The sequence below is a fragment of the Segatella copri genome, assembly GCF_019249655.2.
Lineage (GTDB): Bacteria > Bacteroidota > Bacteroidia > Bacteroidales > Bacteroidaceae > Prevotella.
Genome location: NZ_CP137557.1, coordinates 1,770,739 through 1,796,849 on the forward strand (window position 1 = coordinate 1,770,739; position 26,111 = coordinate 1,796,849).

A 26,111-nucleotide genomic window follows, 5' to 3' on the forward strand; every position below is an offset into this window, starting at 1 on the left:
CAGTTTGTGCCATGCAACTTAAAAAGTAACAGTTATGAATAAAGAGTATTTGATATATAAATTAAGCGATGAGGTAAAGAACTCATGCAAGATAGATAAGGAGGCATTTACCAAGTTCAACGTGAAGCGTGGACTTCGTAATGAGGATGGCTCTGGTGTGCTGGTCGGACTGACCAACATCGGTAACGTTGTGGGTTACGAACGCGATGAGAATGGCAAGCTGAAGCCTACCGAGGGTAAGCTCTACTATCGTGGCTACGAGCTTGACGACCTCGTTACTCCTCTCTTGAAGGAGAAACGATTCGGTTTTGAGGAGGTTGCCTTCCTGCTCCTTTCCGGTCAGCTGCCGGATAAGGAGGAGCTGGAGGCTTTCAAGGAACTCCTGAACGACAACATGCCGCTCGACCACCGTACCATCACCCACATCATCGAACTGGAGGGTTCTAACATCATGAACATCCTGGCTCGTTGCGTGCTCGAAATGTACACCTTCGATCCGAACCCTGACGATATCAGCCGCGACAACCTGATGCGTCAGAGTGTGGAGCTGATTGCGAAGTTCCCAACCATCATCGCCTATGCATACAACATCTATCGTCACTCTGTGCAGGGCAGAAGCTTGCACATTCGCCATCCACGCGAGAATCTCTCTATCGCAGAGAATTTCCTCTATATGATGAAGCACGAGAACTACTCTGAGCTGGATGCGCGTATGCTCGATCTGCTCCTCATCATTCAGGCAGAGCATGGTGGTGGTAACAACTCTACCTTCACGGTGCGTGTCACCTCTTCTACCCGCACGGATACCTACAGCTCTATTGCTGCCGGTATCGGTAGCTTGAAGGGTCCTCTTCATGGTGGTGCCAACATCAAGGTTATCAATATGTTCCATCATCTGAAGGAGGCTATCAAGGATTGGACCAATGTCAACGAACTCGATATTTACCTGAAGCGCATGCTCAATAAGGAGGCTTATGATAAGACGGGTCTTATCTATGGTATCGGCCATGCCGTGTATACCTTGAGCGATCCTCGTGCCGTAGAGCTGAAGCGACTGGCTGGTGAGCTTGCCAAGGAGAAGGGCAGAGAGGATGAGTACAACTTCCTGAAGCTCATAGAGCAGGAGGGAATCAAGTGCCTGCAGGAGCATCGTGGCGGCAGCAAGCCAGCTTGCGCCAACCTCGACTTCTATAGCGGCTTCATCTATGAGATGATTGGTCTGCCTCAGGAAATTTATACGCCTATCTTCGCTATGGCCCGTATCGTGGGCTGGACTGCCCACCGCATCGAGGAACTCAACTTCGAGGGTCGTCGCATCATCCGTCCTGCTTACAAGAATATCTTGGGCGAGTTGGATTATACCCCATTGGATGAGCGATAAAAAGACAGTTTTATGGGTGTGAGATAAAAAAGCATCACATCTAGAATGATTGATTGTATAAAAAAGACAATGCTCGCTGGAGCATTGTCTTTTTATGTTTGTGGGGTAGTTTCTAAGTTTATTTAGTAAAGTTCTGTTTGAAACGAAGATTTTTATTTAAAGAGTGTTAAATGTTTGAGTTTTAAAGGGATTTTATTTGCTTATAACGGATATTTGTCGTAACTTTGTCGACGGATTGCTAAAGTAGAAGGCACTATTCAAGGTGCTTAAAAAAATAGTAATAGATAATAATTTTAAGTATAGGTAAATTAAGGTGCTGCATTGAATGTCAGGCATCAATATGAAGGTATTAAATTAAGAATTGAATGGAAAAGGAATTTGAAGATTATTGGAATGCACATCGCAAGCGTATGCTGCTGAATGCACCACGCGAATTGCGAGAAGAATACTTGGAGTCTACTAAGTTGGATTCACCAATGGATTGGGTGTGTTTCGTTTTGCCTGTGGCGGTAGGTATCTTGGTACAGCCGCATATACACTTTGCAAGCGAGATACTCTCATGGATTATAGTGCTGCTCATCGTGGTGGTGCTTTTTGCCTTGTTGCAGATGGTGAAGCCGATGTTGCAGAAAAAGAAAACTACTATTCAGGTGATAGAGCAGATTAAGCAATATTACTATGATAGATATAAAAAATACGGATTGGATAAAATGGAGCCTTGGAAATAGGGCTCCATTTTTATGCGATTTATAATGCTTTTATTCGATTTGTAATGCCTTTATTCGATTTTTATACTATCATGAAGTCGCTCATCACGTCGTCTGATATATAGAGACCCTGATGGGTGAGCGATAGCCTTCCGTCTTCTATCTTCATCAGTCCACGCATTATATGCTTCTCTGCTTCCTGCATCATTTTTCCGGCAAGTTCTGTTCCGAATTCCTGTCTCGTCTTCTCGATGTCGATGCCGTCGCTTGTTCGCAATGCAGTGGTAATGAGGTCGTTGTATCGGGTGTTGAGGTCGAGTGTCTCGCTTTCCGATGGCAGTTCGCCTTGGTTGATTCGGGAGATATATTCACTGATGTCGTCTACGTTCCAGCTTCTCATGGCTTTGCCGTTCCGCTTGTAGGAATGGGCAGCCGCACCTATTCCGATGTAAGGTATCTCGTGCCAGTAGCTGCTGTTGTGGCGTGACCGCTTGCCGGGACGGGCAAAGTTGCTGATTTCGTAGTGCTCGTAGCCGGCTTCGGTCAGCTGACTGATAAGCTGCTCGTACATCTGGCGGCTGGTCTCCTCGTCTATTTCCTCTATTTTCCCTTGCTCCAGCATTCTGTAGAGGGTGGTTCCCTCTTCATACATCAGACTGTAGGCTGAAATATGCTCCACGCCCAGATTGATGGTTGCTGTGATGTCGCTCTGCCAGTCGGCTAGGGTTTCTTTGGGGAAACCGAACATCAGGTCGATGCTGATGTTGCGGATGCCGATGCCGCGAAGCCTTTCTACGGCAGTCTTCACCTCGGCAGCATTGTGGCGACGATGAAGAAAGCGGAGGCGATGGTCTGAGAAGGTCTGCGCACCCATGCTCACCCGGTTCACGGGCAGCAGCTTCAGGGTTTCGCAGAATTCCTCGGTCACGTCGTCGGGATTGCACTCCATGGTGATTTCCATCTCTGGTAAGTAAGTTTCTTCTCCTTCTTGAGCAAAAAACTCTTCCTTCCTGGCGTTACCTGGGAATCCGCTTTGAAGATAGTTCTGCCTGATGGCATCGAAGAGGCGGATGAGCTGGTCTCCGGTCAGCTGGCTTGGAGTGCCGCCTCCCAGATAGATGGTTTCGATGTTTTCACCGTCGCCCAGTGCCTTCGGGATGGGGCGCAGTTCCATCTCTCTGCAGAGTGCGTCCACGTAAGCATCTCTCATTTTGAGCGATGTGGTGCTGTAAAAGCCGCAGTAGATGCAGCGGCTTTCGCAGAAGGGGATATGTATGTATAAACCTGCCATAATTCCTGATTCTTTAAATTTTCAATTCTCTTCCCACCTTCCCCTTAATATAATAAGGTGTAGGGGGCGAAAAAAGTCTTAACAAGATGCAAAATTACTAATATGTTTTAAATTATGGCAATTTTTTTGCGAAAATGTTTGGTGGTACGCAAAAAAAAGTGTAATTTAGTAGCATGAAACAGAAAACCGCATGGTTTTACTGATCATGAACAACTGACAAACATTAAGTATAACCCCTTAAAAATCTATAAGCGTCATGAGAGTATATCAGACAAATGAGATTAAAAACATTGCATTGCTGGGCAGTGCGGGTAGCGGCAAGACTACACTTGCCGAAAGTATGTTATTTGAAGCAGGCGTTATCAAGCGTAGAGGCTCTGTAGAAGCGAAGAATACGGTGAGCGACTACTTCCCAGTTGAGCTGGAGTATGGTTACTCTGTGTTCCCTACCGTTTTTCACGTGGAGTGGAACAACAAGAAGTTGAATATCATCGACTGCCCTGGTAGCGACGATTTCGTTGGTGGTGCTATTACATCACTCAACGTAACCGATCAGGCAGTAATCCTTATCAATGGTCAATATGGTCCTGAGGTAGGCACCCAGAACAACTTCCGTTATACCGAGAAGTTGGGCAAGCCTGTCATCTTCCTCGTTAACCAGCTTGACTCAGACAAGTGTGATTTTGATAACCTCATTGCAACCATGAAGGACATCTATGGTCCTAAGTGTGTGCAGATTCAATATCCTATCGAGACCGGTCCTGGCTTCAATGCTCTCATTGACGTCTTATTGATGAAAAAATATTCCTGGAAACCAGAAGGCGGTGCACCTATCATCGAGGATATTCCTGAAGAGGAAATGGATAAGGCAATGGAACTGCATGCTGCGCTCGTTGAGGCTGCTGCCGAGAACGACGAGGGCCTGATGGAGAAATTCTTCGAGAGCGAGAGCTTGACAGAGGATGAACTCCGTGAGGGTATCCGCAAGGGTTTGGTTACCCGCAGCATCTTCCCTGTATTCTGCGTTTGCGCCGGTAAGTCAATGGGCGTTCACCGCCTCATGGAGTTCCTGGGCAATGTGGTTCCTTTCGTTAGCGAGATGCCTAAGCTGCACAATACCCGTGGTGAAGAGATTGCTCCTGATACCAACGGTCCTGAGAGTGTTTACTTCTTCAAGACTGGCCTGGAGCCACACATCGGCGAGGTGAGCTACTTCAAGGTGATGAGCGGTTCTATCAAGAGCGGCGACGACCTGACCAATGCCGACCGTGGTTCTAAGGAGCGCATCGGACAGATTTATGCCTGCGCTGGTGCCAACCGTGTGCCTGTGGACCAGTTGAATGCCGGTGACATCGGTTGTACCGTGAAGATGAAGGACGTGAAGACGGGTAATACCCTGAACGGAAAGGGTGCCGAGTGGCGCTTCGATTTCATCAAGTATCCTAACCCTAAGTATTCCCGTGCCATCAAGGCAGCCAATGCTCAGGATACTGAGAAACTGATGGCTGCCCTCATCAAGATGCGCCAGGAAGACCCAACATGGGTGGTTGACCAGAGCAAGGAGCTGCGCCAGGTTATCGTGCGCGGACAGGGTGAGTTCCACCTCCGCACCTTGAAGTGGCGCCTTGAGAACAACGAGAAGCTCAATGTTACCTTCGAGGAGCCTCGCATCCCATATCGTGAGACTATTACAAAGAAGGCTCGTGCCGACTACCGTCATAAGAAGCAGAGTGGTGGTGCAGGTCAGTTTGGTGAGGTTCACCTCATCGTTGAGCCATACGCAGAGGGTATGCCAGACCCTACATCATTCACCTTCAACGGCCAGGAGTTCAAGATGAACATCAAGAGCCGCGAGGAAGTTTCACTGGAGTGGGGTGGCAAGCTGGTATTCCTCAACTCAGTGGTAGGTGGTGCCATCGATGCACGCTTCATGCCTGCCATCCAGAAGGGTATCATGGATTGTATGGAGCACGGACCTCTTACAGGTTCTTATGCCCGCGACGTTCGCGTCATCGTATATGATGGCAAGATGCACCCGGTAGACAGCAACGAGTTGTCGTTCATGCTGGCAGCCCGCCGTGCCTTCAGCGACGCCTTCAAGCAGGCAGGTCCTAAGATTCTGGAGCCTATCTACGATTTGGAGGTTTATGTACCTGCCGACTATATGGGTGATGTGATGAGCGACCTTCAGGGACGCCGTGCCCTCATCATGGGTATGGATTCTGAGGCTGGTTACCAGAAGCTCAGTGCCAAGATTCCTCTGAAGGAGCTGGCTAACTATTCCATCTCTCTGAGCTCGCTTACGGGTGGTAGAGCTTCGTTCACTACCAAGTTTGCCAGCTACGAGTTGGTTCCTTCCGACATTCAGAGCAAGCTGATTGCCGACCATGAGGCCGAGCTGGCTAAGGAAGCAGAATAGAAGAATTATCTCTCTTATATAAATTAAAATTTTATGTTGATATGACCAATAGAGGGGGCGTGCATGTGATATGTACGCTCCCTTACTTGTTTTTCTGAAATTCAAATTCTAAATACGGAGCTACCAATGTTGCTTTTAGTTAAAAACAATTAATATCGAATAAATAATTAACTATTTTGTGTTAACCAATTAAGATTTTTCTTATCTTTGCGCCCATGAAGAAGAAAACGATTTGGACCATAGCCATTATCATGGGCTTTTCGTTCCTCGCGCTGCTATTCCTGCAGCTCAGTTACATCCAAGAGATGGTCAACATGAAGAAGGAACAGTTTGACGAGTCCGTCAACAGAGCCCTATATCAGGCTTCAAGAAACTTGGAGCTGAATGAGACCCTGCGCTATCTTGAAAAAGACGTTAATGAGGCGGAGCGCAAGGCCAACAGGAAAGATTCGGTGGGAACACGGAGCGGCCAGCCGGCAGATGGAACCGTACAGCATTCTCATCAGTATTCTGTGGTGGGCAAGGACGGCACGGTGTATTCATCCTTCGAGTTGAAGACCATCGCCACCAATCCTGCCAACAAGCCGAAGGCGATGATTCTCAGAAGCGACAGGAATTCGCTCAGCGAAACGCAGAAGTCGCTGCAGGAGATAGTGAAGAACCGCTATGTGTATCAGAAAGCTTTGCTCGACGAGGTGGTGTATTCCATCCTCTACTCGGCATCCGACAAGCCTCTGAAGGAGCGAATCAACTTCAAGCAGCTTGATCAGGACCTCAAGGCAGAGATGATGAACAACGGCATCAACATCCCTTATCACTTCACGGTGACAACGCAGGATGGACGAGAGGTGTACCGCTGCCCAGATTTTAGCGACGAGGGCGAGGAGTACAGCTATTCGCAGGTGCTCTTCAGAAACGACCCGCAGTCGAAGATGGGCGTCGTGAAGGTCCACTTCCCTGATATGAACAGCTACATTTTCTCCAGTGTGCGCTTCATGATTCCTAGCATCATCTTCACGCTGGTGCTGCTCATCACCTTCATCTTCACCATCGTGGTCATCTTCCGTCAGAAGAGGTACACGGAAATCAAGAACGATTTCATCAACAACATGACCCACGAGCTGAAGACGCCTATCGCCAGCATCAGTCTGGCAGCACAGATGCTCAACGACCCGTCTGTCTCCAAGAGCGAGCAGATGCAGAAACATCTGGGTGGCGTCATTGACGACGAGTCGAAGCGACTCCGATTCCTGGTAGAGAAGGTGCTGCAGATGAGTATGTTCGACCGCAAGAAGGCGGTGTTCAAGAAGAAGGAGCTCGATCTCAACGAAATCGTAGAAAACGCAGCCCATTCGTTCTCACTCCGTGTGGAGCATACGGGCGGCAAGATTTATGTGGATATCGAGGCGATAGATTCCACCCTCTTCGTTGACGAGGTGCATTTCCAGAATGTAATCTTCAATCTGATGGACAATGCCGTGAAGTATCGCAAGCCGGATGAGCCGCTGTTCATCACGATGAAGACCTGGAATGATGAACATCATCTCTATCTGTCCATCAACGATACGGGCATGGGAATGAAGAAGGAGAACCTGAAGAAGATATTCGACAAGTTCTATCGCGTTCATACCGGCAATGTGCATGACGTGAAGGGCTTCGGCCTCGGTCTTGCCTACGTTAAGAAGGTAGTGGATCTGCATGATGGCGAAATCAAGGTAGAAAGCGAGTTGGGCAAGGGCACCACCTTCACCATCAAGCTGCCTGTGATTCATGATTAATTCATGATTAATTCATGCCAAATCAGCATTCGATATTTAAAAATTCAACAATAATAAAAAGAATATTAACAAATTAAATAGATTAAGATATGGAAGAGACAGTAAAGATCCTGCTTTGCGAGGATGATGAAAACTTGGGTATGTTGCTCCGTGAGTATTTGTTGACCAAGGGTTTTGATACAACATTGTGCCCTGACGGTGAGGCAGGCTTCAAGGAGTTTTCCAAGAATAAGTTTGATATTGCCGTGCTCGACGTGATGATGCCAAAGAAGGATGGTTTCACCCTGGCACAGGAAATCCGCCAGCAGAATGTAGATATGCCAATCGTATTCCTCACAGCCAAGACTCTGAAGGAAGATATCCTCGAGGGTTTCAAGATTGGTGCAGATGATTATATCACCAAGCCATTCTCTATGGAGGAGCTGGTGTTCCGTGTAGAGGCAATCCTTCGCCGTGTACGCGGCAAGAAGTCTAAGGAGTCAACCATGTATCACATCGGTAAGTTCACCTTCGATACACAGAAGCAGCTGCTTACCATCAATGGCGAGCAGACCAAGTTGACAACCAAGGAGAATGAGCTTCTCGCTCTTCTCTGCGCTCATGCCAACGAGATTCTTCAGCGTGATTTCGCCCTGAAGACCATCTGGATAGACGATAACTACTTCAATGCCCGCTCAATGGATGTATATATCACCAAGCTGCGCAAGCATCTGAAGGAAGACCCGCAGATAGAGATCATCAACATCCATGGCAAGGGCTATAAGCTCATCGTGCCAGATGCAGAATAATGCCTATATTATATAAGGTGTAAGAAGAAAAGGGATAAGTCGTCAGCCGACTTATCCCTTTTTCAGTGAATACACGAATCCTGCCACACCGGCAAGAACGAAGAATAATCCGGCGAAGAGCATGATGTTGCTCTTCATGGAAAAGGCGAAGCTGGCAGCAAGCAGCAAAACGCCCAGCACAATGAACGTCATGCCCATGGAAGGGATGACGCGGAGCGAATCTTTCAATTTTTTGTTCATAATTCCTACTATTTTCAAATATTTCCTGCAAAAATACAAAAAATATTTGGTTAATTCAAGAAAAAGTTGTAATTTTGCACCGCAATTCGTGAAATAGAGGTGTTTTCGCACACATTTCGTCGTTTTGCAAGAGAATTTTAATATTAATATTTAATCATTTACAAAGTAGTATGAATCAATACGAAACCGTTTTCATTTTGACTCCCGTTTTGTCTGATGAACAGATGAAGGAAACGGTCGCTAAGTTCGAGAAGGTACTCACCGATAATGGTGCTGAGATTCTGAACAAGGAGGCTTGGGGTTTGAAGAAGTTGGCTTACAACATCGAGAAGAAGACATCAGGCTTCTACAGCTTGGTTGAGTTCAAGGCAGAGCCAACTGTTATCGCTAAACTCGAGACAGCTTTCCGCCGCGACGAGAAAGTAATTCGTTACATGACTGTTAAACTTGACAAGTATGCCGTTGCTTACGCAGAGAAGCGTCGTGCAAAGCTTGGTAAAAAAGAGGAGGCTTAATCATGGCAGATCAGAAATCAGAAATCCGTTATTTGACCGCTCCTTCTATCGACACAAAGAAGAAGAAGTATTGCCGTTTCAAGAAGAGCGGCATTAAGTACATCGACTATAAGGACCCAGAGTTCTTGAAGAAGTTCTTGAACGAGCAGGGTAAGATCCTTCCACGTCGTATCACAGGTACATCTTTGAAGTATCAGCGCCGCGTGGCACAGGCTGTTAAGCGTGCTCGCCAGATCGCTTTGCTTCCTTACGTAACCGATTTGATGAAGTAATTTAAGGAGGAGAAGAAGAAATGGAAATTATTTTGAAGCAAGATATTATCGGTCTTGGATACAAGAACGATATCGTAAATGTAAAGAGTGGTTATGGTCGTAACTTCCTTATCCCTACAGGTAAGGCTGTTATCGCTTCTCCAGCTGCTAAGAAGCAGTTGGCTGAGGACTTGAAGCAGCAGGCTCACAAGCTTGAGGCTATCAAGGCTGAGGCTGTTAAGAAGGGCGAGGCTCTCAATGGCATCGTTCTTACTATCGCTGCTAAGGTTAGTGCTACAGGTCAGCTCTACGGTTCTGTTAACGCTGCTACCGTTGCTGAGGAGCTCGCTAAGAAGGGCATCGAGGTTGATCGCAAGATCATCACTATGAAGGATGCTAAGAAGGTAGGCGAGTACGAGGCTACTGTACACTACCACAAGGAGGTTGAGGTTAAGGTTCCTGTTAACGTTGTTGCTGAGAACGCTCCTGTTGCAGCTCCTGCTGCTGAGGAGGCTCCAGTTGAGGCTCCTGCTACAGAGGAGGAGGCTCCAGCTGCTGAGTAATCCTTTAAGGATATAAAAATATCTCAAATCGACACAAGTACGATAATTTTCGCACTGTAAAGCAAATTAATATAAAGAATCCCTTTTGCCGCAAGGCATTAGGGATTTTTTTTGTGTTTTATGTGTGTTTGTATGTGTTTTATATGTGTTTTAAGTCCGATTCTCAGATTTTTGTTGTTTTTCTCACGTTTCTCAGTTTTTTATTGTACCTTTGCAAGCGAAATAAGAAAATGATTGTAGAAAAATAGAATATTAATAATAAACTAAAAAAAATAGGATAAAATGAAAGCATTTGTTTTCCCTGGACAGGGTTCTCAGTTCGTAGGTATGGGTAAGGACCTCTACGATAACAACGCATTGGCAAAAGAACTTTTTGATAAGGCCGACGAGATTCTCGGCTTCAAGATTACTGATATCATGTTCGCCGGTACCGACGAGCAGCTCAAGGAGACCAAGGTTACACAGCCTGCCGTGTTCCTTCACTCTGTTATCTCTGCCCTCTGCCTGGGCGAGGAGTTCAACCCAGCTATGGTGGCTGGTCACTCTCTCGGTGAGTTCTCAGCATTGGTTGCTGCCGGTGTTATGGCTTTCGAGGATGGCTTGAAGCTCGTTGCTGCGCGTGCCAACGCTATGCAGAAGGCTTGCGAGGCTAACCCTGGTACAATGGCTGCCATCATCGGCTTGCCAGACGAGAAGGTTGAGGAAATCTGCGCTGAGGTAAGCACAGAGGGCAACGTGGTGGTTGCTGCTAACTACAACTGCCCTGGTCAGCTCGTTATCTCTGGTAACGTTGACGCTATCAACGCTGCCTGCGAGAAGCTGAAGGCTGCCGGCGCTAAGCGTGCTTTGCCATTGAAGGTGGGTGGTGCTTTCCACTCTCCATTGATGCAGCCAGCCAAGGACGAACTCCAGGCTGCCATCGAGAAGACTACATTCTCTGCACCTAAGTGCCCAGTTTACCAGAACGTAGACGGCAAGCCTCATACAGACCCAGCCGAGATTCAGCAGAACCTCATCGCCCAGCTCACAAGCTCAGTTCGCTGGACAGCTTCCGTTCAGGCTATGATTGCCGATGGTGCTGACGACTTCACAGAGTGTGGTCCTGGTAAGGCATTGCAGGGCATGATCGGCCGCATCGACAAGACTGTTGCTGCTCACGGTATCGCATAGTTTTTTGTATGGAGAAAAAAATCGTAATCTATCAGGTTCTTCCACGTCTCTTTGGCAATGGTAACACCACTTGCAAGGAGAATGGAACCATCGAGGAAAATGGTTGCGGAAAACTGAATAACTTTACCGACGATGTGTTGGCCCGTATCCATGATATGGGCTTCACACACGTCTGGTACACAGGTGTGATTCGCCACGCCACCCAGACAAACTACTCTTCTTATGGAATTCCTACCCAGCATGCCGAGGTGGTGAAGGGCAAGGCAGGTTCGCCATACGCCATCACCGACTATTATGACATCGACCCCGATTTGGCGGTGAACGTGAGCATGCGAATGAAGGAGTGGGAGAGTCTCATCGAGCGCACGCACAAAGCAGGCATGAAGGTAATCATGGATTTCGTGCCAAACCATGTGGCCCGAGAGTATCATTCCATTTGTAAACCAGCAGGTGTACGAGATTTAGGAGAAGATGATGATCCGAACATGCATTTCTCTACCAGGAATAATTTCTATTATGCCTGGGGTGATCTGGATTTGAACGAGATTCGTCATTCTAAGCCAGAATTCAAGGCTTTTCATGCTAAAGACGCTAAAATTTATGAGCAATACAAGGAGAGCCCTGCCAAGGCCACGGGTAACGACCGCTTTGACAACCGCCCTGGCTGCAACGACTGGTATGAGACCGTGAAGCTCAACTATGGTGTGGATTATTGTGATGCCGGAGGCAGAAGCTATCATTACGAGCCGGTGCCAAGCACCTGGGGCAAGATGACCGATATTCTGCTCTTCTGGGCAAGTAAGGGTGTGGATGGCTTCCGCTGCGACATGGCAGAGATGGTGCCTACTGCATTCTGGTCTTATGCCACCCAGATTCTGAAGGCGAAGTATCCTCACATCGTGGTTATCGGCGAGGTATATGATCCTAACCAGTATCGCAACTACGTGAAGGCAGGCTTCGATTATCTCTACGATAAGGTGGGCATGTACGATTGTCTGCGTGGTGTGATTCGCGGCGAGCGTCCGGCAGCCAGCATCACCCATGAGTGGCAGGTGGTGGATGATATCCGCCAGCACATGCTCTATTTCCTTGAGAATCATGACGAGCAGCGCATCGCCAGCGATTTCTTCTGCGGCAGTGCCATGAAGGCGATTCCTGCGGCAGCCATGAGCCTCTTCTTCCAGAAGAATCCTTTCATGCTTTACAGCGGACAGGAGTTTGGCGAGAAGGGTATGGACAAGGAGGGATTCAGCGGCAGAGACGGCAGAACCACGATATTCGACTACTGGAGCCCGTCTACCCTGACTCATGCCTATCAGGATTCGGCCGATGGGACCCTGACTCCGGAGCAGAAGTATCTGGCAGCCACCTATCGTCAGCTTCTCCGACTTGCCAACGAGGAGAAGGCGCTTCGCGAGGGTGATACCTTCGACCTGATGTATGTGAATCCGGGTTCAGAGAATTTCGACCCGCGAACCAACTTTGCCTTCCTTCGCAAGAAGGATGATGAAGTGATGCTCATCGTGCTCAACTTTGCTCAGGAGGCCCGCCAGCTGCAGGTTTGCATCCCTGGCCATGCCTTCGATTTCTTCCAGATAGCAGAAGAGGAGGTGCTCGTTACAGAGCTGTTCTCGGGTGGTAAGAAGAAGGTAGAGTTGAAGAAGGACGGGGTATTCCCGATATCAATGGATGCCAACGGAGTAAGAATCTATAAATTCAATGTCAAGATGGAGGAGACTGATTTCATATTGAATGAGCATCACAAGGAGGAGTTCCCTCCTGCTCATACGGCTGAGCATCTGCTCAACCAGTTGATGGTTCGTATATTTGGTTGCGAGCGCAGCAAGAATGCCCATATCGAGCGCAAGAAGAGCAAGATGACCTTCGTGGTTGATCACAAGCCTACCCGTCAGGAGGAGAAGGCGATCGAGACGGAGATGAATCGCCTGATAGAGCTTGATATGCCAGTGACCTACGAGTTTGTGGATCGTGACCACATCCCAGCTGGTGTGAAGATAGACCGTCTTCCAGACGATGCCAGCGACACCTTGCGTCTGGTTCGCATTGGCGACTACGATGTTTGTCCATGCATTGGCAAGCACGTGCGTTCAACGGCTCAGATTGGCAAGTTTGTTTTGCTTGGTACGAATTGGGATGAGCATGCTCACTCATTGCGTATCCGCTTCAAGATTGTGCAGTAATCGTTGATGCATTGCATTGACCCGATAGCCTGTAGTTTCTTTTCAGGCTTATTTCCCGATAAAGGGCATATGGTTGTTTTTCAGGCAGCTGTATGCCCTTTTTCTCTTTCTCTTTCTTCATCTTCTCCTCTGTGCCCCTCTCTTTCTTCATCTTCTCCTTTGTGCCCTTCTCTTTCTTTTTTCCGGAATCACGGGTGTAAAGTTACGGCTATTTTCCGATACCGCCAAAAATCACCCTGCAGAGTTATGTGAAATTCCGTTAAAATATCGGGGGATATGCGTTAAAGAAAATAACTCGCTCAAAATTGGGCTTTGATTGAAAATCAAGAAGTTGGGCGTTTGCCTATATTATATAGGTAACAATATGGAAACGAGCGGACTTCTGCTCGTTTCTGTATTTTGCAATATGCAAAGAACGCCTTAATTCGGGGACAAAGATACGACAATTTTCTAAATATCCCATAATTAGCTAGGAGAAATTTATGGAATTTAGAACTTTTTTTGTAAAATCTGATGCTTAGCAACACAATATGCATCCAAAAACAAACAGCTGTATTCGGACATAGCTTATCCGAAAACCTGCTGCCATAACGTTCTGTTGCTGACGATGATTCTCACATCAGCTTTCATATACTTTTGCAGTATAGGAGTATTTTGCCCCTGTGTGCTCATTGTGGCTATTGCCATAAAATAGTTGCCATCTTCCCTATGTATGAGCTTGACTTTATGGCTTACAATGTTGCAGTTATAAGATGTATTGTCGTTGCCCTCAAAAGAAACATGAGCCGTCCTTGGCTCATCGAAAAGATACAAATACTTGTATGGTACAAACACCTGCATCGTTCTTTGATTGACGACCTCACCATTAGCCTCTATGGATATAGGATAAGGTATCTTGTAGAAAGCAACTGCGAGGGCGAGGACTATTATCGTAATGACAACCGTTCCCAAGCTGACGAGGCGAGGAGGAACCTTGCCTATCACGTTCCTCACCTTCTCGCTTCTCAATTCGATATTATCTGATTCTTTTTGTTCCATATCAAACGCTTTTTAGTTTCCCAATTCCAACTGATTCTTCACAAGATTATAGTATGCCCCTCGCTTGGCGGTCAAAGACTCATGGTTGCCTATCTCAACCACCTTTCCTTGGTCGATGACCACGATTTGGTCGGCATTCTTCACAGTGCTTAGGCGATGAGCCACAATCACAACCGTCTTTCCTTTGTAGAACTTATCCAAGTTCTCTACGATGCTTCTCTCATTGTTGGCATCGAGCGAGTTGGTCGCCTCGTCAAGGAAGATGTAGTCGGGATTCTTATACACCGCCCTTGCTATCAAGATACGCTGTTTCTGTCCTTGGCTCAGTCCCACGCCATCACGCCCAATCTTAGTGTTGAACTTCAGAGGCAAAGCCATCACGTAATCCTTGATGCAAGCAATCTCGGCAGCTTTCAACAACCGTTCCTTATCTATATCGCCATCATCAACAGCAATATTTCTAGCGATACTCTCCGAGAAGATAACACCATCCTGCATGACAACACCACATTGTCTGCGCCACCATTTCTTGTTGAGCTTGTTAATGTTGGTATTGCCAATGTTGATTTGTCCCTCCAAGACAGAATAATAACCTAGCATCAAGCGGATGAGGGTGGTCTTTCCACTGCCAGAAGCACCAACAATGGCTGTCACCTTACCTTGCGGAATGTGAATATTCACATCGTCTATGGTCTTACGCAAAGCATGTGGGTCGTACTTGAACATGATGTTCTTGATGTCAATGCCCCCATTCTTATCTTCAATAGAAGTTAGCAAGCCTTCCTTTCCATTCTCATCATCTATCTGGTGAATCTCGTTGATTCGCTCCAAGCTAATCTTCACATCTTGCAGGGAATAGAAGAAATTCATCAGTTGCTCCACAGGCGAGTTGAGTTGACCGATGATGTATTGCACAGCGAGCATCATACCGAGTGTCATTTGACCATGAATCACGGCGGTTGCTGCGACTACTGTGATGATGATGTTCTTCACCTCGTTGATGAAGATACTTCCTGCCTCCTGTGTCTGCTGGAGTTTGAGTGATTTCATCTGCACCCCGAATAGGTCTGCTTGCGTGTCCTCCCATTCCCATCTTCTGCGCTGCTCACAATCCTGCAACTTAATTTCCTGCATGGAAGTGATAAACTCATAAGTTTTGTTATTGTTGATGGCTTGCTGTTCGAACAACTCATAGTCAAGCACCTTTCTTCGCTTCAAGAACAAGGTCATCCATGCACCATAGAGGATGCTGCCCAACAAGAAGATGACAAAAACTAACTTGTTATAGAAAAGCAATACCACCGAGAACACCACGAAGGTAAGCATGGCAAAGGTGATGTTGAGCGTCTGCTGAGTAAGGAAGTTATTCACACGGCTATGGTCGTTCATCCTCTGCATCAAGTCACCCATGAGTTTCGTGTCAAAGAAAGACATCGGCAACTTCAAGAGCTTGATGAAGAAGTCGCTAACCAATGAAATGTTGATTCGCAGGGATATGTTAAGCAACAACCATCTGCGGATAAAGTCGATAGCCGTTCTACTGATGGTTAACGTTAACTGTCCTAACAGGATAAGCCAAACGAAGCCTATGTCTTGATTTTTGATACCGACATCCACAATGGACTGAGTGAGGAATGGCAGGACTAGTTGCAAGAGACTTCCAACAACCAACCCCAAGATGATTTGTCCGAAATACTTGCGATATTTCCTCACATACCCAAGGAGAAAGCGGAAAGACCTCTTCTCTTTGATATTCTCTTCACCTTGCATCTTATAAGTAAAGAAAGCAGGAGTGGTTTCCAAGAACATAGCAATGCCCTTGTCCTCATCATTGGATTTCGTACTTATCCAATGCTTTTTGAATTCTTCAAGATTGTAAGTCACCAATCCCTTTCCTGGGTCAGCAACATAGAATTTCTTTCCTTTTTTGACTTTATGCAAGACCACAAAGTGATTTTGGTTCCAATGAAGAATGCAAGGCAAAGGAGCTTCACTTAGCATTATGGTTGTAGTTCTAGCACATGTTGTCTGCAAGCCAAGAGTATTGGCAGCCTCATTGATACCTAATAAAGACACTCCCTCTGTAGTAGCAAAACAAAGTTTCGACAGAGAATCTACAGAGTATCCTCTGCCGAAATATTTACATACCATTTGCAAGCAGGCTATTCCGCATTGCATGGAATCATACTGATGCGCAATTGAAAATTTCCTATCATTCATTTTTTAGATTCTGTCACGTTGTTCCTTACCCGCTCCACTTCCTTTATATTTGTTCTTTATAGAGTTGAAGCGATAACTTATAGTTAAAGAATACTCGGTCGTAGAGAAATTATGATACCTTATTTCTCGCATTGTACCAGAATAGAGTCTGCTGCTAGAATTTCCTGTTCCAAACAAATTATAGGCATCGAAATATATGGTCAATCGACGCTTTAACATGGACTTATAAATTGACAAATTGGTACAAAAATACCCTTTGTCATAATAGGTAGCCTTATCATCTCCTGTTGTTTGTACGTTAATTCCTAAAGTTGCCGTGAGAAATTTGGTGTCGAATGTATTAGCCATACGAATACTAGCTAATAAATGACCTAATTTATGATTATCATGAGTATTCATATCAAACCATTGTTTTTGAACCATCATTCGACAAGAAGGCGACCATATACCTATTTTTGGACTGACATTAAAAGAAGCCGTAAATAAATCAAAGGACTTCCAGTTTACAGTTTGTACCATGGCAATTCGAGGATTATCCTTATAGGACTGAGAATATAGCAACAAAGGATCTGAAATATGTGAATACATCATGTTTACACTCATCCACTTATATGATATATCATAACTCACGTTACGACTTAGCTGTGATACAAGATATGGATTTCCTGCCTCATAAGTATATTTGTTGTCATATTGAATACTATTTCTCATTGCATAGTATGACGGTCTTTGAATATCCGTTCCATGTCCTAATTGCATCTGCCAATTACCTAGTGACAAAGAAAGCATAAATGAAGGAAGGAAATTCCGATACACATGGCTTTGGTCAAACTTATTAGATTCATTTTCATGATAGTTATAATTTAAAAGTTCATATCGTAATCCTAATTGAAGTTTTAATGCCCCAATTTTCCTACTGTAATCCCAAAATGCAGAAGCTAACGACTCCTCGATACGACCATCTTTATCCTCAAGAACCCCTATAGGCTGAATTATATAATTATTGTCACGATTACATTTGGAATATTCACCGCCTACAGAAATCACGCCTTTTAAACAGGGAATTGTCACCAATAACTTTGAAGCGACAAGATTATTCTTTGTGTTGTTTTTAGAATCTACCAGTATGTTTTGCTCCTCTTTTTCTATTTCCTGATAAGCTTCTTGAGTCATAGAAGATTCCTTTTTTTTATTCCAAAGCCAATCTAAGTTAAAATCAAAACCGACTTTTCCAATTTTCCCTACATAATACATATTGTTGGTAACAGAAGACACCTGCTCAGGAGTCCAAATCTTGCTAAATGAGTTTTCTGTCAATTGCAAGTCATAAAACACCATTGACTTCATATTCGCAACCCCCTTATTGCTAGGCATACGATTATAACTAATGCTTGTTCCTACAGCATGATTTGGAGCAATTTGATAAGTAGCTTCCAAACGTGAATATAGTTGCCGGTATCTACCTTCACGTTCGAAGTTACTCACTTGTCTCCATGTATTATCTGTAAAAGTGAGCTGTTGCAAATTCTTGTCGCTTTGACGATGGCTTTCTCTTGCATAAAGAGTGGCAGAAATACCGAACCCACCTTTAAGGTAATTTAAATTTAATTGTTCATAACCACTTGTTCTATTTTTTTCATTAATTGCTCCATAACTTCTCACATTTGCGCCTAATCCTTCACCTGCTTTGTTCTTAAGAGATATACGCACGACAGCTTTTGCGCTAGCTTCATATCTAGCACCTGGATTATTTATTACCTCAATAAATTTCACATCTTCAGATTGTAAACGTTCCAATTCCGTCATGTCCCTAACGAGTCTTCCATTTATATAAACAATTGGCTCACCCCGTCCAAAGACTTCTATTTTATTTTCTTGAACTATCAGCTGCGGTATCTTGTCCAACAAGTTGTAGATGTTTCCTGCTTTTTCAAGAATAGAACCATTGACAGTGGTGATTACACCACCATCTCTAATAATGGTCTTAGGAAGTTTTGACTTAACCACCACAGCATCAAGACCATGGACATTATCTAAAAGTTTAATCTTACCAAGATTCGTTTTCCCCTTATAAGCAATAAACAAAGTCTGATAACCAACTGAAGATAATTTTAGAATTCCATAAGATTCGCCATTATATAGAGTGAAATCCCCATTTTGTCCACTAGTCGTACCCTTTATAAAAGTAGAATCTTGAGTATTCAATAAAACAATATTGACATATGGCAATGGCTTACCATTACTATCCACAACCTTACCGATGACCTCTTGTGCCATCAGAAAGGTTGTAATAGATAACATACTAAAAAGCAAAAATAATTTCTTCATCTGTTTTGTTCATACTTGTTTATTAATGATTGTACTAAAAAATCAAGAGAAAGATAATCCGACAAAGTTGTATCTATACTGTTCATAGTACAAATGCCCTTAACCCATTTTCCACCATGCTCAAGTAGCTTTTGGCTACAGGGTCCCATACACATTGGTAGCATCTTGCACTTAAGACACTCTGGTTGTTCGAATGTAGACTTGCCTATTCTCTTAGCAACAAGACTTTCGTCCATTTCAAGTGTACCATCCTCTAAAAGATTGCCATACTGAGTTTGTGCAGTTAAAGTTCTTCCATTACATTTATGTATGGTTCCATCATAATTTATAACTACAGTGTTATTCATTTCAGATGGACAGGAAAATGGAAGTCCTCGAAAGGCTCCTTGGTTTACAGCGAAGCCAGCCTTAATGAATTTTGTCATGGTGTCCAACAAAAGCTTAATTTGCTCTTGGTCGACATCATTCATGGTTTGCCAAACTCTTTCGAAATGGATAAAAATTTTCTTGGGATCAATATCTTTAATCTGCTCCAAAATTTCGTCTGCCCCCAACAACGTTTTGTTATCATAATTGATACGCAGAGTTATAAAATATCTTTTGTCTATCTCCGCAGTAAGTTTATGTATAGCCCACATGATGTGTTCAAAGGTAGGCTTGTCTTTATCTTTCCATATTCGGACTTTATCATGTTGCTCTTTTTTACCATCTATAGTTATTTGCAGGTTTGGTTGTATCTCTTTTAGCTTTCCGATGGTATCTTCCCCTATTAAAGACCCATTAGTCACAAAAAAGCAAGCAAACTCTTTACCTACACCTTCAACTTTATCTTTTAACGCTTTACACAAGGGGTAAGCTATGGTATTAAAGTCTGTCAAAGGCTCTCCACCAAAGAAGGTTACATGAAGCTTATCAAAAGAATTTTTATTAATTTCTTTTGATACAAATCTTTCTATTCTTCCTGAGATTTCTTTAGTCAATCTTGTGTTTGGGACATGATTCTCATAACAATACCAACACTTTAAATTGCAATCTTGAGTGGGATAAACTACAATTCTCAGCTCACGAGAAGCAAATGTCGCCTTTTTGTTTTTATATCTAATCAAAGCTAGCTCGTCCATACTCTTGGGTATAATTATCCCCACCTCCTTAAATTGTTGAAAAGCTGCTGGGTGCATATGTGCAAAAGCATCCAAATCCAAACTCTCAAAATCCTTGCAGAGTTTTAGGGAAACTGCGACATAAACATTATTAAATGAATTGTAAACAAAAGCTCCATTAGCCTTTGTTACCCAAATATTGTATATACTTTTTTTCATCTTATGCTATATGTTAGTTAGAAAGGATATGCGTTACGCATATCCTTTTTAAAATTATAAAATCTACAAAAATATCTTTGTGTGAAATTTTTGAAGACTTTTTACTTGGTGATAAATTTGTCATTACTGCAAGCAATGCCACAACCTCCACCATCATCGCCGTTACAGCCTCCTCCACAAATGATTCCGCCTTCTTCAGCAATAGAAATTCCTCCATGAATGACGACTATTTCCTCATCACTCAATGTCATTCCCTTGAATAAATCAAGTTTCTCCATAGTTGTTCTCATTTTTTTTACCTACATTTTACTATTAGCCATTCGGTACTTGCTCCTTTTAGCCTGTTTTGGTCAGGATATATAATATTGTCGACTCTATTATTTTCTTTCGATGGTGCAAAATTACCAACTCTTTTGCATAAAGTCTTTACACTTTTGGGTAATAAATAACGTTTAACGATTATTTTTACCCCTTTGTGTAATCAAGCTACTCCGCATAGGCATCCATATTTGGAGTAAAAGCCCATTATACCTTGTTTGCTAGAAGAAATAGGAACTGTTTCTGAAGTCAAGTAGTAAATAGAATCACCTAATTGATTCGTTACAAATCCTAATGCGTTCATAACCTTCAAGAGTTTACTGTCTATTTCTGCTATCATATAGCTATCACTATCCCCAACTATAGGCTGAACAGCCAAAGCCATTAGTCTTTTGAACAATGTGAACGTGGATATCCCAGAAGTTGAATCTATCGCAAAACGACCTACATGCCAATAGTTGAACTTTACATCAGAATGTATGGCTTCTAATGGATTGATGCCATATATTTTCTCCAATGGTAATTCTGATTGGCGATTCCAAAGAAAGACGCGAATGGAGCCTAACATTTTTCCTTGGTTATCTCTAGCTATATAAATATAGGTGTTATCGCCATATAGTTCCAATTCTTCTTTTGTGACATCGGCTATATCGTCAGCTAGCTGAGATGCCTCAACAGTACCTACGTGATGCTTATAATTCTCCACCACGATGAATTGAGAGAGTTCATTGATGCACTTGGCATCAGCCTTGAAGATAGAGTAATCTTCAAATGTTGCAATTAATTTTTCCATTTTTATATGTTTATATTTCTGTTGCAAAACTACCCCGTTTTTCAAAACAAACGGCTACACTTTTGGGTAATGCTGTTACTTTATATTAAAACTTTACCCTTTTGGGTAACAAAATGATGTAAAATCAATATTTTTTAGTACTTTTGCAGCAAAATAATAAAAACAAGATGGCAAACGAAGAAGATTATTTCATTGCAGCTAACTCTGTTGGAGCTATCAATGAAGAGCAATATAAGAAGTTGGATGTACTCATCCACACGACAGAAGCAATATCACGCTCTCTATACCAAAGTGTGTATCTTATCGATTATTACAAGAAAGGATTCCTGTATGTATCAGAGAATCCTTTATTTCTTTGCGGACATACTGCAAAAGAAATGAAAGAGATGGGGTATGCTTTCTATTCGGAGCATGTACCAGAAAAAGAGCAACAGATGTTGGTGGAAATCAATAGCAATGGCTTTAAGTTCTTTGAAACAAAGATTGCACCAGAAGACAAACACAAATGCTATATCTCATACGATTTCCATATCATGCTCGATGGTAACAGAAAAGTACTTATCAATCACAAGTTAACTCCAATTTTGCTTACGGAAGATGGTAGAATATGGATTGCAATGTGCATTGTTTCTCTTTCTTCGCAATCCACACCAGGCCATATAGAGTTTCATATTGAGGGTTCACAGAAGTATTGGAAATACGACTTGGATTTCCACAAGTGGAGAGAAAAGGAAATGATACAATTGAAAGAGGAGGAAAAGCAAGTGCTCACTTTGTGCTCGCAAGGACTCACTATGAATGAGATTGCGGACAAGATGTGTAAGTCCATTGATTCCATCAAATTCTATAGAAGAACTTTATTTGAGAAAATTGGAACCAAGAACATCACAGAAGCACTTACTTTTGCCACCATCTATAAACTACTGTGATTTCCCTCATCCATCCCTGCTTCACTATTGAAGCAAGGATGAAAAATAGAATTTTGGAAATCGTTTCACCTCTTTGCCTGTTGCAATATTAAACAGAGCTTGCGTACACAAACCTGCTGTAATCCATGAAGCAACAGACAACTGAGGAGGAGGAATTGCACCTTCCTCTCTTTGATATTGCTTGACCACCTTGTCAAGCCATTCTTGGGGTTGCATCCAAAATGCTTGGTAGCCAAGAACATATTCTGCAACTTTCAACTCAAAGCCTAAAGGCTTGTCCGAAAGACTTTCCAGAGGTTTTCCATCAGGATCCACTACTGTTAGAAAACCTGCCCAGCCAAAATTGTAAGGGTGAAGGACATAAATATTCTTTTCTGAACAAATCTTGTCAAAGACAAACGGAATGTCGCTCTTGAAGTCCAAGGCATTGATGGCAACATCATGTCCCTCTATCAATCCCTCTACATTATCATGGTCAACAAACTTATTGATGACCGTGATTTTCGCTTGTGGATTAATGGAAAGTAATCTCTTGGCGAGGCTCTCTGCCTTATAGTTTCCAACATCCTCCAACCGATAGTTCTGACGGTTTAAGTTGCTTTTCTCCACCTTATCACCATCAATGATAGTGATAGTTTCAAACCCTAAGCGTAATGCACATTCCGCAATGACACTTCCTAAGCCAGCACCCCCCAAAAGAACACGAAAATGCTTAATTTTTTCCTGTTCATCTGGCTTGATGTAAATTCGATTTCTACTATACATTTTTTCCATTTTGATGATACTTTAAATTTTTACTGTGCAAAAGTAGATTTGTTTTTTCAAACATCCACTACACAAAAGGGTAATATTTGGATTATAACACCCAACATAAACAAAGATTAACTAAATAATGATGTTCCTATTTTGATTTTTCCATCATTCTTCTAATTTCTTTTGATTCAAGCAATAATTTATTGGCAATACTATCCTTATATTTTGCAGTTTCAACCATTTCACGGTATCGACATACTGAATCTTCATAAGCAGCAACTCGATTTCTTACATCATCAATAACATTCTCATTTCGACAAACAGAAAAATGCTTTTCGATGTAACTAACATTCGGGTCATCGGATGGAAGCACCATCTTCAATGCCCTATACTTCAAGTCTGCCTCCTCCCAATCTTGGTGCTCTCGCCATTGGGTGAGATTGCCCCAAATGGAGAGGACAAGAGATAGAGCCAAGCCACCTGTGAAAAGAAGAACATTCTTTGAGGTTGGCTCGAAGCGATGGGTTACAACCTTCTTTTGAGGTGATTTGTTCATCACTTCAAGTTTATCTTGCAATGCCTTTGAGGAAACATCATTCCCTTGTATCATCTGCTTGACTGCATCAACCAAGAACTTGCTTCGCTGCTCATTTTTGCCAAGTTCAACCTTAATAAGGTCTGCAAAAACGACAATGGCATCTCTTAATTTGGATATTTTACCTCTGACTTCCTCTTCTTTGATAAACATCGCATTGATTGACTTATCCAACTTGGTTATGTCATTACTTGCAGGAACGGTTTCCGCTCCAGCGTTCTTTGTGGAGGCAGAAAGTTCATCGACTTTCTGCTCCAATCTCTCAACTGTGCCGTAGATGGCTTCCAATAGTTCTTCTTTCATATTTCTTTTGTTGTTTGAATGGTTTGTAACTTGCATCAAAGGCTAAAGCCTCTTCTGCGTTTCTTCTTTTTCTTCTTGACTGATTCGTCCTCTGGGAAAGACTCAAAGGTCTGAGCGTTGGCAGAAGCAAAAAGTCCAATGGAAGAAATGCCGTCCCAAAGGTCTTGGCTGCTATCCGACATGGATGGCTCATGGTTGCTCTTGTGATAGCCTTGCTCGTATTGCAGAGTAGAGTTGGATTTTGGTGATACATGGTTCTCCATTCCCTCAAACCTTGCATTCAGCTTGCCAAAGCTATAGCCTCGGCTAATCTGCGTACCCTTGAAGCTATATCCGTCCTTACAGAATCGGATGCCTTGAACCTTGGTTCGCTCCTTATCCTTATAGACAAACTCTAAGTGAACACCTCGTTTTGCAAGTTCATTCTTGAACTTCTGCCAACTACCTGTGACTTTCAAGGCATCCTTGACGGCATTGTGAATCTCGTATTTGGCACGTTCCGCATTGCGTAATTTGTGAGTGTTAGTCTTGCTCTTATCCGTTCCATAAGTCAGTCCATATTTGGATTTTAGAGCCTTGGTCACTTGCTCATTACGCCTGTAATCATTCCTGTCTGATATGAGCTTGCCCTCGTTATTGATGCGGTTATACACAATATGACAATGTGGATTGTCGGTGTTGTGATGCCTTACGATGATGAATTGAGTATCTTTTATCCCCATCATCTGCATGTATTCAAGGGCTATCTTAGCCATGAAATCATCCGTCAAACGTGGCTTGTCCTCGGGCTTGAAACTGAGTGCAATGTGTCCCACAGGCTTCTTAATCCTTGGATTTAGCTGTCTTTGCAGCTCAAAACTTTGTACTATCTCGGCATTCGTGCCGAGTAACACTCCATCCGAGGCGATGATTTTCGCCTCGTCCTTGCCTGTCACATAGCGGATGCAGCCAACAAATGAGCAGCCTTTCTTTAGCTTGCCTATCATGTGGTATCCTCCTTTCTGCTCATTCCGCATGGCTTCGATTTTGGACTTGCTTGGCGATACTCGCCAAGGATGGCTTTCAATCTCCTCAACAAGTCCACCACAAATACATGGGTTTCGTGGAAACCTCTCTGATGCGACAGCTTGGTAAGTTGGTTGAGGTTATTTGCCATGCCGATAAGGTTCTTGGCAATGGCAACCGCCTCCGTGTTGTGTCCGCAGACCACCTCGCCGTTCAAGGCGGACTCACGGATGTACTCCGCCAACTTGCGGTTGGCTTTCCTCGCCCTCAGCCTCAAAGCCTCGTAGCTTGGCTTTGAGAACTTCACCGTGACAGACTTCGACAGTTTGCGAACCCTGCCTGTGGGCGGTCTCCCGCCCTTTCTCTTGTCTTGTTCCTGTACGTTTGTCATTCGATATACTGTTTACAGTTGGTACACTCACTTTCTGCGACCGTCGGGAGCAAAATTCCTCCGCCCTCATGGTGGAGCGAGGCGTTTTAGGATTCCCAAAACATAACCTCGCTCCCTCTCAGAACACGTTAGTTGGAACTACAGCCTTTCATCTATCCACGTCCAAGGTCACAGACCTTAATTCTCACAATTTGCGCCAAGCCTCGAAGTCCTCTTCATAAAGGCTTAGGTGGTGGCGCACGATGTTCTCGATGATGCCCGATACGCTCATGCGCCTTCCTCCGAGGATGCGGACGACACGATCAAGACGGTCTCGTACATCGGAACTGACGAAGACTGGCTTGCGGTCGTCAATCCTTGGAACTTGGAGGAAGGTTTGCTGATACTCCTCCAGTGTTGCCTTGCGCTGCTTGCCACTGATGCGCTTCTGCGGATTCGGTGGCGATTGAGCTTCGTTCGTTTGCTCGTCCTCCATACAGGAGGTTGTTGCAGCCACATTCTCTGTCACAACTTCTAAATCGGAGTTCTCCACCTCTTCAAAGAAAGAGCTATGTTCTTGGGCATAGTCTTTACCATAAGTGGATGATTGAAGCGAAGCCACCACCTCCTGTGTCATTTTCTCCTGCTGTTCAGGAGACATTTTCGTTTCTTTTGTTCTTGCCATAGCTTATGCTGTTTTATTTGTTAGTATAGTGGTCACGGTTTGCACCATTGACCGATTGTCGGGTGCAAAGTAAGTGTACTGAGTGCAGCCATGCAACTGATTGGGTGTAACGTGGCAATTTAGTTGTGGCTTGCTTATTTGCATACCGAGA

General features: G+C 43.9%; 25 protein-coding genes. 11 read left to right on the forward strand and 14 right to left on the reverse strand.

Features of this window, described 5'->3' with window-relative positions:
* Window positions 1–34 precede the first annotated feature (34 nt).
* Both KUA49_RS06830 and KUA49_RS06835 read left to right on the forward strand, forming a co-directional pair.
* Window positions 35–1,381, forward strand: coding sequence for a citrate/2-methylcitrate synthase (locus tag KUA49_RS06830; RefSeq protein WP_203039866.1), 1,347 nt, complete (start codon window positions 35–37; stop codon window positions 1,379–1,381).
* A gap of 365 nt (window positions 1,382–1,746) precedes the next feature.
* Window positions 1,747–2,109, forward strand: coding sequence for a hypothetical protein (locus tag KUA49_RS06835; protein WP_203039864.1), 363 nt, complete (start codon window positions 1,747–1,749; stop codon window positions 2,107–2,109).
* 61 nt (window positions 2,110–2,170) lie between these two features.
* Here KUA49_RS06835 and KUA49_RS06840 read toward each other — a convergent pair whose 3' ends face one another.
* On the reverse strand, window positions 2,171–3,379 hold the full coding sequence (locus KUA49_RS06840) for a coproporphyrinogen-III oxidase family protein (protein ID WP_218412744.1): 1,209 nt from the start codon (window positions 3,377–3,379) through the stop codon (window positions 2,171–2,173).
* Between the two features lie 256 nt (window positions 3,380–3,635).
* Here KUA49_RS06840 and KUA49_RS06845 point away from each other — a divergent pair, with 256 nt between their 5' ends.
* The 3 genes from KUA49_RS06845 (at window position 3,636) to KUA49_RS06855 (ending at window position 8,364) form a co-directional block, all read left to right on the forward strand.
* A complete protein-coding gene (locus tag KUA49_RS06845; RefSeq protein ID WP_218412745.1) occupies window positions 3,636–5,798 on the forward strand; it encodes an elongation factor G in 2,163 nt (720 codons plus the stop codon).
* 215 nt (window positions 5,799–6,013) lie between these two features.
* Window positions 6,014–7,576, forward strand: a complete 1,563-nt coding sequence (locus KUA49_RS06850) for a sensor histidine kinase (protein ID WP_203039858.1) — start codon at window positions 6,014–6,016, stop codon at window positions 7,574–7,576.
* An 89-nt stretch (window positions 7,577–7,665) separates the two neighbouring features.
* Window positions 7,666–8,364: a response regulator transcription factor gene (locus KUA49_RS06855; protein ID WP_203039856.1), complete on the forward strand. Its 699-nt coding sequence runs from the start codon at window positions 7,666–7,668 to the stop codon at window positions 8,362–8,364.
* A gap of 51 nt (window positions 8,365–8,415) precedes the next feature.
* Here KUA49_RS06855 and KUA49_RS06860 read toward each other — a convergent pair whose 3' ends face one another.
* Entirely contained in the window at window positions 8,416–8,604 is a 189-nt protein-coding gene (locus KUA49_RS06860) for a hypothetical protein (RefSeq protein WP_203039854.1), read from the reverse strand.
* 170 nt (window positions 8,605–8,774) lie between these two features.
* Between KUA49_RS06860 and rpsF the strand changes: the two genes are divergently transcribed.
* The 5 genes from rpsF (at window position 8,775) to KUA49_RS06885 (ending at window position 13,304) form a co-directional block, all read left to right on the forward strand.
* Window positions 8,775–9,119: a 30S ribosomal protein S6 gene (gene rpsF, locus KUA49_RS06865; protein WP_203039853.1), complete on the forward strand. Its 345-nt coding sequence runs from the start codon at window positions 8,775–8,777 to the stop codon at window positions 9,117–9,119.
* Window positions 9,120–9,121: 2 nt separating this feature from the next.
* On the forward strand, window positions 9,122–9,391 hold the full coding sequence (gene rpsR, locus KUA49_RS06870) for a 30S ribosomal protein S18 (protein ID WP_006847399.1): 270 nt from the start codon (window positions 9,122–9,124) through the stop codon (window positions 9,389–9,391).
* Window positions 9,392–9,411: 20 nt separating this feature from the next.
* Entirely contained in the window at window positions 9,412–9,933 is a 522-nt protein-coding gene (rplI, locus tag KUA49_RS06875; protein WP_203039851.1) for a 50S ribosomal protein L9, read from the forward strand.
* A gap of 282 nt (window positions 9,934–10,215) precedes the next feature.
* Window positions 10,216–11,103 carry an ACP S-malonyltransferase gene (gene fabD, locus KUA49_RS06880; protein ID WP_218412746.1) on the forward strand — a complete coding sequence of 296 codons (888 nt, stop codon included), beginning with the start codon at window positions 10,216–10,218 and terminating at the stop codon, window positions 11,101–11,103.
* Between the two features lie 8 nt (window positions 11,104–11,111).
* The gene (locus KUA49_RS06885) at window positions 11,112–13,304 is read left to right on the forward strand and encodes an alpha-amylase family glycosyl hydrolase (RefSeq protein WP_218412747.1); all 2,193 of its coding nucleotides are present in this window, start codon (window positions 11,112–11,114) and stop codon (window positions 13,302–13,304) included.
* On the opposite strand, the gene KUA49_RS06890 is transcribed toward KUA49_RS06885, so the two are convergent.
* The 7 genes from KUA49_RS06890 to KUA49_RS06920 all read right to left on the reverse strand — a co-directional run bounded on the left by KUA49_RS06890 (window position 13,288) and on the right by KUA49_RS06920 (window position 21,320).
* Complete coding sequence (locus tag KUA49_RS06890; protein ID WP_218412748.1) at window positions 13,288–13,455, reverse strand: hypothetical protein; 168 nt, start codon at window positions 13,453–13,455, stop codon at window positions 13,288–13,290. The genes KUA49_RS06885 and KUA49_RS06890 overlap by 17 nt on opposite strands.
* A gap of 416 nt (window positions 13,456–13,871) precedes the next feature.
* The gene (locus KUA49_RS06895) at window positions 13,872–14,342 is read right to left on the reverse strand and encodes a hypothetical protein (RefSeq protein ID WP_256624845.1); all 471 of its coding nucleotides are present in this window, start codon (window positions 14,340–14,342) and stop codon (window positions 13,872–13,874) included.
* A gap of 12 nt (window positions 14,343–14,354) precedes the next feature.
* Window positions 14,355–16,562 carry a peptidase domain-containing ABC transporter gene (locus tag KUA49_RS06900; RefSeq protein WP_218412749.1) on the reverse strand — a complete coding sequence of 736 codons (2,208 nt, stop codon included), beginning with the start codon at window positions 16,560–16,562 and terminating at the stop codon, window positions 14,355–14,357.
* A 3-nt stretch (window positions 16,563–16,565) separates the two neighbouring features.
* Complete coding sequence (locus tag KUA49_RS06905; RefSeq protein ID WP_218412750.1) at window positions 16,566–18,890, reverse strand: outer membrane beta-barrel family protein; 2,325 nt, start codon at window positions 18,888–18,890, stop codon at window positions 16,566–16,568.
* Window positions 18,887–20,209, reverse strand: coding sequence for a radical SAM/SPASM domain-containing protein (locus KUA49_RS06910; RefSeq protein WP_218412751.1), 1,323 nt, complete (start codon window positions 20,207–20,209; stop codon window positions 18,887–18,889). Before KUA49_RS06910 ends, KUA49_RS06905 begins: the two co-directional genes overlap by 4 nt.
* Window positions 20,210–20,310: 101 nt before the next feature.
* Entirely contained in the window at window positions 20,311–20,499 is a 189-nt protein-coding gene (locus KUA49_RS06915) for a hypothetical protein (RefSeq protein WP_218412752.1), read from the reverse strand.
* 191 nt (window positions 20,500–20,690) lie between these two features.
* Window positions 20,691–21,320 (reverse strand): hypothetical protein, encoded by a 630-nt coding sequence (locus KUA49_RS06920; RefSeq protein WP_218412753.1) that lies wholly within the window; start codon window positions 21,318–21,320, stop codon window positions 20,691–20,693.
* A gap of 167 nt (window positions 21,321–21,487) precedes the next feature.
* On the opposite strand from KUA49_RS06920, the gene KUA49_RS06925 reads away from it, so the two are divergent.
* Window positions 21,488–22,249 carry a helix-turn-helix transcriptional regulator gene (locus KUA49_RS06925; RefSeq protein WP_218412754.1) on the forward strand — a complete coding sequence of 254 codons (762 nt, stop codon included), beginning with the start codon at window positions 21,488–21,490 and terminating at the stop codon, window positions 22,247–22,249.
* Window positions 22,250–22,273: 24 nt separating this feature from the next.
* Here the strand turns inward: KUA49_RS06925 and KUA49_RS06930 are convergent, their stop codons facing one another.
* From KUA49_RS06930 to KUA49_RS06950, 5 genes are all read right to left on the reverse strand, one after another.
* Window positions 22,274–23,023 (reverse strand): ThiF family adenylyltransferase, encoded by a 750-nt coding sequence (locus KUA49_RS06930; protein ID WP_153113406.1) that lies wholly within the window; start codon window positions 23,021–23,023, stop codon window positions 22,274–22,276.
* A gap of 127 nt (window positions 23,024–23,150) precedes the next feature.
* Entirely contained in the window at window positions 23,151–23,900 is a 750-nt protein-coding gene (locus KUA49_RS06935; RefSeq protein WP_218412755.1) for a hypothetical protein, read from the reverse strand.
* 35 nt (window positions 23,901–23,935) lie between these two features.
* Window positions 23,936–24,886: a relaxase/mobilization nuclease domain-containing protein gene (locus tag KUA49_RS06940; RefSeq protein ID WP_218412756.1), complete on the reverse strand. Its 951-nt coding sequence runs from the start codon at window positions 24,884–24,886 to the stop codon at window positions 23,936–23,938.
* Entirely contained in the window at window positions 24,883–25,296 is a 414-nt protein-coding gene (locus KUA49_RS06945; RefSeq protein WP_218412757.1) for a plasmid mobilization protein, read from the reverse strand. Before KUA49_RS06945 ends, KUA49_RS06940 begins: the two co-directional genes overlap by 4 nt.
* Before the next feature lie 184 nt (window positions 25,297–25,480).
* Entirely contained in the window at window positions 25,481–25,960 is a 480-nt protein-coding gene (locus tag KUA49_RS06950) for a DUF3408 domain-containing protein (RefSeq protein WP_218412758.1), read from the reverse strand.
* Window positions 25,961–26,111: the final 151 nt, after the last annotated feature.